This window comes from Pseudomonas sp. CBZ-4, assembly GCF_000346755.1.
GTDB lineage: Bacteria > Pseudomonadota > Gammaproteobacteria > Pseudomonadales > Pseudomonadaceae > Aquipseudomonas.
The window spans coordinates 1-7,363 of record NZ_ANNV01000186.1 but is presented as its reverse complement, the minus strand read 5'-3'; the positions used below and the strand labels follow the sequence as shown (position 1 = coordinate 7,363).

Annotated in this window: 6 protein-coding genes; 2 read left to right on the top strand and 4 right to left on the bottom strand. The window is 62.7% G+C overall.

From position 1 onward, the window contains the following. Window positions 1-220: 220 nt before the first annotated feature. Together B348_RS0129580 and B348_RS0129575 are read left to right on the top strand one after the other, a co-directional pair. Window positions 221-1,864 carry an MFS transporter gene (locus tag B348_RS0129580; RefSeq protein WP_017739638.1) on the top strand — a complete coding sequence of 548 codons (1,644 nt, stop codon included), beginning with the start codon at window positions 221-223 and terminating at the stop codon, window positions 1,862-1,864. Further along, complete coding sequence (locus B348_RS0129575) at window positions 1,861-3,006, top strand: HlyD family secretion protein (RefSeq protein ID WP_017739637.1); 1,146 nt, start codon at window positions 1,861-1,863, stop codon at window positions 3,004-3,006. The genes B348_RS0129580 and B348_RS0129575 overlap by 4 nt, the downstream gene beginning before the upstream one ends. Window positions 3,007-3,079: 73 nt before the next feature. Here B348_RS0129575 and B348_RS0129570 read toward each other — a convergent pair whose 3' ends face one another. The 4 genes from B348_RS0129570 to B348_RS0129555 all read right to left on the bottom strand — a co-directional run bounded on the left by B348_RS0129570 (window position 3,080) and on the right by B348_RS0129555 (window position 7,178). Next, the gene (locus B348_RS0129570; RefSeq protein ID WP_017739636.1) at window positions 3,080-3,973 is read right to left on the bottom strand and encodes an aldose 1-epimerase; all 894 of its coding nucleotides are present in this window, start codon (window positions 3,971-3,973) and stop codon (window positions 3,080-3,082) included. A gap of 13 nt (window positions 3,974-3,986) precedes the next feature. Beyond that, entirely contained in the window at window positions 3,987-4,862 is an 876-nt protein-coding gene (locus tag B348_RS0129565; protein WP_017739635.1) for an SMP-30/gluconolactonase/LRE family protein, read from the bottom strand. A gap of 3 nt (window positions 4,863-4,865) precedes the next feature. Next, entirely contained in the window at window positions 4,866-5,684 is an 819-nt protein-coding gene (locus B348_RS0129560; protein WP_017739634.1) for an NAD(P)-dependent oxidoreductase, read from the bottom strand. A 231-nt stretch (window positions 5,685-5,915) separates the two neighbouring features. Further along, window positions 5,916-7,178, bottom strand: a complete 1,263-nt coding sequence (locus B348_RS0129555; protein WP_017739633.1) for an OprD family porin — start codon at window positions 7,176-7,178, stop codon at window positions 5,916-5,918. Between the last annotated feature and the right edge of the window lie 185 nt (window positions 7,179-7,363).

The following is a 7,363-nucleotide window of genomic DNA, read 5'->3' as shown; positions in this document are numbered from 1 at the left end:
GCCCTTTTGGTTACTTTTGGGGCTCTTTTCCAAAAGTGACCCGCTGTAAGAGCGGAACCAATAGCCGCCGTTACCGCAGGAATGGATATGTACCCAGCCCAGCCAAGCCCAGCCCCCACACAAAAGCACACCCAAGATGGCAAGATAACCGCCCCTCAGGTTTACTACGCTCTGAGTAAGGTTTTACCGACACCCCACGTCGGGTCATCTAGGTCATCGAATGAACAACTACACCCCCCGCACCTGGCAGCCCCACGAGCGCCCGAGCCTGCCCGGTTCGCCGTCGACGCCGCTGCACCCCACGCACAAGCGCTGGCTGTTCGCGATGGTGGGCGTTCTTGTGGCAATCACCGGCGGCCTCGGCAACGCGCTGGTCATCGCCAACCTGCAATACCTGCAAGGCGCCCTCGGTGCGACCACCGCCGAAATGGCCTGGCTGCCCGCCGCCTATGTCATGACCAACGTGTGCATGAACCTGCTGCTGGTGAAGTTCCGCCAGCAGTTCGGCCTGCGCGCGTTTACCGAGGTGTTCCTGGTGCTGTACGCACTGGTGACCTTCGGCCATTTGTTCGTCAACGACCTCAGCTCGGCCATCGCCGTGCGGGCGGCCCACGGCATGGTCGGGGCAGCGCTGAGTTCGCTGGGCTTGTACTACATGATCCAGGCGTTCCCGGCCAAGTGGCGCTTGAAGGCGCTGGTGCTGGGCTTGGGCACGGCGCAGCTGGCCTTGCCGCTGGCGCGGTTGTTCTCCGAAGACTTGCTGCAAATCGCCGAATGGCGCGGCTTGTACCTGTTTGAACTGGGCATGGCGCTGATCTGCCTCGGCTGCGTGTTCCTGCTCAAGTTGCCGCCCGGTGACCGCTTCAAGACCTTTGAAAAACTCGACTTTCTGACCTTCGCGATCCTCGCCACCGGCGTCGCCTTGTTGTGTGCGGTGTTGTCCCTGGGACGGATCGACTGGTGGCTGGAAGCGCCGTGGATCGGCGTGGCCTCGGCCTGTTCCCTGGTGCTGATCATGGCCGGCCTGGCCATCGAGCATAACCGCGCCAACCCGATGCTGATGACCCGTTGGCTGGGCAGCGGGGTGATGATCCGCCTGGCGTTGGCGGTGATCCTGATCCGCATGGTGCTGTCCGAGCAGTCCACCGGCGCGGTGGGGTTCATGCAAATGCTCAACATGAGTTACCAGCAGATGCACACGTTGTACGTGGTGATGCTGGCCGGGGCGATCGCGGGGCTGGCGGTCAGCGCGTTGACGATCAACCCGGCGCACTTGTTGATGCCGCTGGTGATTTCCCTGGCGCTGATGGCGACGGGGTCGGTGATGGACAGCTTCTCCAGCAACCTGACCCGCCCGCAGAACCTGTATATCAGCCAGTTCCTGCTAGGCTTCGGCGGCACGTTCTTCCTCGGGCCGACCATGGTGCTGGGCACCAAGAACGTGCTGGCCAACCCGCGCAACCTGGTGAGTTTTTCGGTGATGTTCGGCATTTGCCAGAACCTCGGCGGCCTGATGGGCGCGGCGCTGTTGGGCACGTTCCAGATCGTGCGCGAGAAGTTTCATTCGAGCATGATCGTCGAACACCTGAGCCTGCTTGACCCGCGTGTGGCCGCGCGGGTGTCGAGCGGCGGCTCGGCCTATGGCGGGGTGATTGCCGACCCGGAATTGCGCAACCTCATGGGTATCCGCAGCCTGGCCACCGCGGCCACCCGTGAAGCGAACGTAATGGCCTACAACGATGTCTTCATGCTGATCGCGATCATCGCGATACTGACCATGATCTGGATCTTTATCCGCAGTCTGTGGCTGATGAGTACCACGAAAGCAGCCACTCCCGTTCAACCCAGCGGCGCACCTCAATGACCGAACCTTCAACCACCACCACTACCGCCATCGCCGCGACCCCGGAAGGCAGCACACCGCCCGGTGCGGTGCCGACCGAACTGCGACCGTTGCGGGTGCGCATTCTCTCGTCCCTGGGCTTTGCCGCCATTGCCGTGATCGGCGTGCTGATCGTGCTTTATGCGTGGCAATTGCCACCGTTCAGCAGTGCGGTGGAAACCACCGAAAACGCCTTGGTGCGCGGGCAGGTGACGATCATCGGGCCACAGCTCGCCGGCTATGTGTTTGAAGTGCCGGTGCAGGATTTCCAGTACGTGAAGGCTGGCGACCTGCTGGTGCGCCTCGATGATCGGATCTACAAGCAGCGCCTGGACCAGGCACTGGCCCAATTGGCGGTGCAGAAGGCGTCGCTGGCCAATGTGGTGCAGCAGCGCAACAGCGCCGAAGCCACCATCAAGCTGCGCCAGGCGGCGTTGGCGGACAGCGAGGCGCAGGCGCGCAAAAGCACCGCCGACTTGCGCCGCAATGAAGAGCTGATCAGCGATGGTTCAGTGTCCCGGCGCGAGCTGGACGTGACCCGTGCGGCGAATGCGCAGACCATCGCCGCGGTCGCGCAAGCCCAGGCCAGCCTGGAAATCGCGCGGCAGGATCTGCAGACGGTGATCGTCAATCGCGGCTCCCTGGAAGCGGCGGTGGCCAGTGCCGACGCAGCGGTGGAACTGGCGCGGATCGACCTGTCCAACACGCGCATCACCGCGCCGCGTGACGGCCAACTGGGGCAGATCGGCGTGCGCCTCGGTGCCTACGTCAACTCTGGCGCGCAGCTGATGGCGCTGGTGCCGCCGCAGTTGTGGGTGATCGCCAATATGAAAGAAACCCAGATGGACAATGTGCAGGTCGGCCAGCCGGTGACCTTCACCGTGGATGCGTTGAACCACCGCAAATTTCACGGCACGGTGCAGCATATTTCGCCGGCCACGGGTTCCGAGTTCAGCCTGTTGCAGGCGGACAATGCCACTGGCAACTTTGTGAAGATTGCCCAGCGGGTGCCGGTGCGGATTACGGTGGATCCTGATCAGGAGCAGAGCGAGCGGCTAAGGCCGGGGTTGTCGGTGGTGGTCAGTATCGACACCGCAGGGCGCCTCAAGAACAGCCCGCCCTGACACTGGCACAACAGAGATCAAAACTGTGGGAGCTGGCTTGCCTGCGATAGCTTTCTGTCAGTTGACACATCTGTCACTGATGTACCGCTATCGCAGGCAAGCCAGCTCCCACAGTTGGAAGGTATTTCAGCTTAAATGCCAAGTGTGCCGACTGGTTCTGTTCCAGCAACTTGAGACCCGGCCTGCCCGGCAGGTGATGCGCATTCACCGGATGACACACCGGCTCGATGCAAAAGAACCCCAGCCCCGGCGGGCAATACAGCAGGAAATAATCCGCACCAATGGCCTGGCATTCCAGGGCATAACCCAGCTCCGGTTGCTCGATCCGGCAGTGTCCATCCCACTGGCAAAAGCCGTTGTCGACCAGGCCTTCAGGCAAGGCCTTGAGCTGCTGAAAATTCCAGTCTGCGGGGAGCGGCGCCAAGCCCGTAGGCAGTTTCGAAGCATCGCTCAGCCACACCTGCGAAGCCCTGGCCTGTAACCGCGTACCCGGTTGACGCGGCAGATACGGGTGCAACCCCAAGCCATGCCAGGCAGGCTTTTCGGCCAGATGCGTGACCGTCAATGCGATGCTCAGCTCGCCGTTATTCAAGCGAAACCGTTGCTCGGCACGATAGGCAAACGGCGTGTCGCAGATCACCTCCAGCACCACTTCATCCACCGACTGGCTGACCACTCGCCACGCCTGTTGCCAGGCCGATCCATGGATCGGCAACGGGTCGGTCAGGCTGTTGGCCGACAGCGCCAGCCAGCCATCGGGGTTGTCAAAACCGCCCTCGGCAATCCGGTTGGACCAGGGCGCCAGGGGATAACAGCCCAGCTTGCCCGGGAGGCCCGTGTTCACGGCGTGTTCATCGCTATGGCGCAGCAACGGCTGGCCGCTGGCGATGACCTGCCAGTTGACGATACTGCCGCCAATGGCGGGGGCCAGGGTGAGGCGGGTGAGGGCGTCTTGGAGTTCGATCATCAGGGCTATCCCGTCAGAGAGTGAAAGTCGGCTCGGCCAAGCCCTGCACACCCGGATTGAGGGCAAACACACCGCCCGACAGTGACTGTTCACCCTGATCATCACGGATCGAGGTGACGAACAGGGTGTCCAGGCGGCTGCCACCAAACGCGCACATGGTGGGTTTTTTCACCGGCACGCTGAGGGAGCGATCGAGGCGCCCGTCAGGGGTGAAGCGGTGGATCAGCCCGGCGTCGTTGGCGCAGATCCAGTAGCAACCGTCGGCGTCCACCGCAGCACCATCGGGGCGGCCGGGGTGTGGGTGCATGTCCACGAACACGCGGCGGTTGGACGGCGTGCCGCTGTCGATGTCATAGTCGAACGCCCAGATCTGCTGCACCAGCGGGTGTGAGTCGGAGGCGTACATCGTGCGCCCATCGGGGCTGAAGGCCATGCCGTTGAGGGTGATAAAACCGTCCAGCGCGGCATGGGGCGCCTGGCCCGCCGCGTAGCGGTAGAGGATGCCCTCGGCGGCATTCAGGCCCATGTTCAGCACCATGCTGCCGGCCCAGAAGCGGCCCTGGCGATCACAGCGGCCATCGTTCAGGCGCATGTCGGCGCGTGGGTGCTCGACCTTGGCCAGGCGCGTGGTGTCGAGGCTGCCATCGCTGTGCGCGGTGAGTTGGAAGAAGCCGCTTTCCATTCCCGCAACCCAGTTGCCCGTGGTGGTGCGGGCAATGCAGGCGAGCATTTCCGGGGTTTTCCAGGCGGCGACGTGGCCGCTGGCGGCGCTCCAGCGTTGCAGGCCGCCGTTGGGGATGTCCACCCAGTACAGCGCGTTTTCCTCCGGCACCCACACCGGGCATTCGCCCACGGTGTTGCGCGCGTCGACAATCAATTCAGCCGTCACGGGTCAGTCTCCGAATGGCCCGGCGGCGCAGAACGCGCCGCCCTGGTAGACCTTGGCCGGGTCATCGGCGGCCACCGGGGGCTGGGTTTCAACCCTGGCGCGGAACACTTCGGAAGTGTCCTTGGGCGTGTAGCCCAGGTGCGCGGCGTAGCGGTTGTCCCACCAGGTGTCGAGGTTGTCCGACATGCCGTAGACCACGGTGTGGCCGACGTCTGGCGTGTACAGCGCGCGCTCCAGCAGTTGGGTCAGGTCGTCGAAGCTCAGCCAGGTGTGCATCATCCGGCGGTTCTGCGGCTCGGGGAACGAGGAGCCGATGCGGATGCTCACGGTCTGGATGCCGTAACGATCAAAGTAGAAGCTGGCCATGTCTTCGCCGTAGGACTTGGACAGGCCGTAGTAGCTGTCCGGGCGACGCGGCGAGTGGGCGTCGAGGATTTCGCCCTGCTTGTGGAAGCCGATCACATGGTTGGAGCTGGCGAAGATCACGCGCTTGACGCCATGCCGGCGCGCCGCTTCGTAGATGTGGAATATGCCGCTGATATTGGCGCCGAGAACTTCTTCGAAGGAGCGCTCAACCGAGACGCCGCCGAAGTGCAGGATCGCGTCGACGCCTTCCACCAGGTGGTGCACGGCTTGTTTGTCGGCGAGGTCGCAGGGTTGCACTTCTTCGCGGTCATCGGTGGCCGGGGCCATCTCGGCGATGTCCGACAGGCGCAGTACGTGGGCATAAGGGCGCAGGCGTTCACGCAGGACTTTGCCCAGGCCGCCAGCGGCACCGGTGAGTAGCAGGCGGTTGAAGGGAACGGCAGGGGTGGTGGTCATGGGCGGGTCCATTGTTGTTGTAGGTTGTCGTATGACTGTGACGAAGTATCGGTATTGACTCCCAGGGTTGTCAACGCTCGCCTGGACGAACGAGGTCTACTGTGGGAGCTGGCTTGCCTGCGATAGCGGTGTATCAGTTGACACCTTTTTGTCTGATAGACCGCTATCGCGGGCAAGCCCGCTCCCACAGGGGCACCGTGGTGTTTATCAGGGAGCGGTAGACTTGAGGCCCTACAACAGTGAAATCGGGTAACTGATGAATATCCGGTTCTCATCGAACTCATTGTTGCTGAAATCCCGGCGCATGGTCGAGTTGCGCCACTTCACGTTCAAGTTCTTCAGCGCACCACTTTGCACGGTGTAAGCCAGCTCCGATTCACGCCCCCATTCCTTGCCGTCGGTGATCGCCCCGGTGTGCACGTTACTGCCGCTGATATAGCGGTTCATCATCGTCAGCCCCGGCACGCCCAGCACCACGAAGTTGAAGTCATGGCGCAGCTGCCAGGATTTTTCCCGGGCGTTGTCATAGCTGGCGTTATAGCTGTCGTTGGCCAGGGTGCCGCCGCTGGTGCCGTTGACCCTCATCCACACGCTGTTGCCGGTGAGTTTCTGCAGGCCCACGTAGAAGGTGCTGCCGCCATAGCGCGCCGAAAGCAGGGCGAAGGTGGTCTTGTTGTCGAGGTCGCCGGCCAGGGCGCTGCCGTCTTCCTTGCCGTTGAAGAAGCCGAGGTTGGCGCCCAGGGTCCAGTCGCCCACGGGTTGGCTGTGGGTGAGGTTGAGGTATTGCTGCTGGTAGATGTCGGTGAGTTCGGCGTACCACAGGCCGACCTGGGTGCGTTTGTCGTTGAACGTGTATTCGCCGCCGCCGAAGTTGAAACGGTCCGAGGTGAAGGCGGCTTTGCCGTTCATGAACATGTCTTCCATGCTCGCGTCGTTGCGTGGGCTGTTGCCACGGAACTGGCCGCCGTAGAGGGTCAGGCCGGCGATTTCACTGGAGGTGACCTGGCCGCCACGGAAGGTCTGCGGCAGGGAGCGGCCGTCGTCGGAACGCAGGATCGGCAACACGGGCATCCATTCGCCCACCTTCAACTCCGTCTTCGACAACCGAGTCTTCAGCGCCACGCCCAGACGCCCGAAGTTGTCGGCCGGGCGGCCATCGCTATGGATCGGCAGCAACTGGGTACCGCCGGTGCCTTTGCCGCCGTCGAGCTTTTGCGAGTACAGGCCCAGCACATCGATGCCGAAGCCCACGGTGCCCTGGGTGAAGCCGGACTTGGCGTCGAGAATGAAGTTTTGCGTCCACTCCTCGGCCTTGGCCTGGGGATTGGTCGGGTTGGTGAAGTTGCGGTTGAAGTAGGCGTTGCGCAGGTTGAGCGTAGCCTTGGCATCGTCGAGGAAACCGTCGGCCTGGGCGCAGAGGGGTAGGGCGGCGCTCAGGCTGCCAAGACCGATAAGGCCCAGGCGTGCGCAGGAATGGCGGGCGAAGTGACTCACAGTGGAGCTCCCTTTCTTTTGTTGTTTTTATTATTTGTCGTACGTCGTCGTACAACATTGGGGCGATATTTGCGGGGTTTTCTGGGGTTGTCAACAATAAGTTATACGATGACTGGATCTGGCACCGCTTAGAAGTGAGCACGGTCCCTGTGGGAGCTGGCTTGCCTGCGATAGCATCACCTCGG

Excerpts from the sequence above, each read along its gene's own strand:
- B348_RS0129580 (WP_017739638.1), top strand. The coding sequence starts at position 221 with ATGAACAACTACACCCCCCGCACCTGGCAGCCCCACGAGCGCCCGAGC.
- B348_RS0129570 (WP_017739636.1), bottom strand. The coding sequence starts at position 3,973 with ATGATCGAACTCCAAGACGCCCTCACCCGCCTCACCCTGGCCCCCGCC.
- B348_RS0129560 (WP_017739634.1), bottom strand. The coding sequence starts at position 5,684 with ATGACCACCACCCCTGCCGTTCCCTTCAACCGCCTGCTACTCACCGGT.
- B348_RS0129575 (WP_017739637.1), top strand. The coding sequence starts at position 1,861 with ATGACCGAACCTTCAACCACCACCACTACCGCCATCGCCGCGACCCCG.